The sequence below is a fragment of the Wenyingzhuangia sp. 2_MG-2023 genome (assembly GCF_030548295.1).
In the GTDB taxonomy this organism is placed as follows: domain Bacteria; phylum Bacteroidota; class Bacteroidia; order Flavobacteriales; family Flavobacteriaceae; genus Wenyingzhuangia.
On record NZ_JAUOSB010000056.1, the window covers coordinates 1 to 1,142 of the forward strand.

The 1,142-nt window shown below is 46.4% G+C and carries 1 rRNA gene; it reads left to right on the plus strand.

The window, feature by feature from the left end:
• Positions 1–20: 20 nt before the first annotated feature.
• Positions 21–1,142: ribosomal RNA gene (locus Q4548_RS16625) — 16S ribosomal RNA — on the plus strand; the annotation flags it as partial.

Genomic DNA, 1,142 nt, shown 5'->3' on the forward strand with positions numbered 1-1,142 from the left:
TCAAATATTATTAAAAAATAACGATGAAGAGTTTGATCCTGGCTCAGGATGAACGCTAGCGGCAGGCTTAACACATGCAAGTCGAGGGGTAGCAGTAATTGCTTGCAATTAGCTGACGACCGGCGCACGGGTGCGTAACGCGTATAGAACCTACCATAAACTGGGGAATACCCTTTGGAAACGAAGAATAATACCCCATAGAGATAAGGATCGGCATCGATTTTTATTTAAAGATTTATTGGTTTATGATGGCTATGCGTTCTATTAGTTAGTTGGTAAGGTAACGGCTTACCAAGACGTCGATAGATAGGGGTCCTGAGAGGGAGATCCCCCACACTGGTACTGAGACACGGACCAGACTCCTACGGGAGGCAGCAGTGAGGAATATTGGTCAATGGAGGCAACTCTGAACCAGCCATGCCGCGTGAAGGATGACTGCCCTATGGGTTGTAAACTTCTTTTATAGAGGAAGAAATGTAGGTATGTATACTTATTTGACGGTACTCTACGAATAAGGACCGGCTAACTCCGTGCCAGCAGCCGCGGTAATACGGAGGGTCCAAGCGTTATCCGGAATCATTGGGTTTAAAGGGTTCGTAGGCGGGCTAATTAGTCAGAGGTGAAATCCAGCAGCTTAACTGTTGAACTGCCTTTGATACTGTTAGTCTTGAGTTATATGGAAGTAGATAGAATATGTAGTGTAGCGGTGAAATGCATAGATATTACATAGAATACCGATTGCGAAGGCAGTCTACTACGTATATACTGACGCTGATGAACGAAAGCGTGGGGAGCGAACGGGATTAGATACCCCGGTAGTCCACGCCGTAAACGTTGGACACTAGTTGTTGGGCATTAGCTCAGTGACTAAGCGAAAGTGATAAGTGTCCCACCTGGGGAGTACGGTCGCAAGATTGAAACTCAAAGGAATTGACGGGGGCCCGCACAAGCGGTGGAGCATGTGGTTTAATTCGATGATACGCGAGGAACCTTACCAGGGCTTAAATGTAGGATGCATTAGACAGAGATGTTTATTTCTTCGGACTTCTTACAAGGTGCTGCATGGTTGTCGTCAGCTCGTGCCGTGAGGTGTCAGGTTAAGTCCTATAACGAGCGCAACCCCTATTTTTAGTTGCTAACAG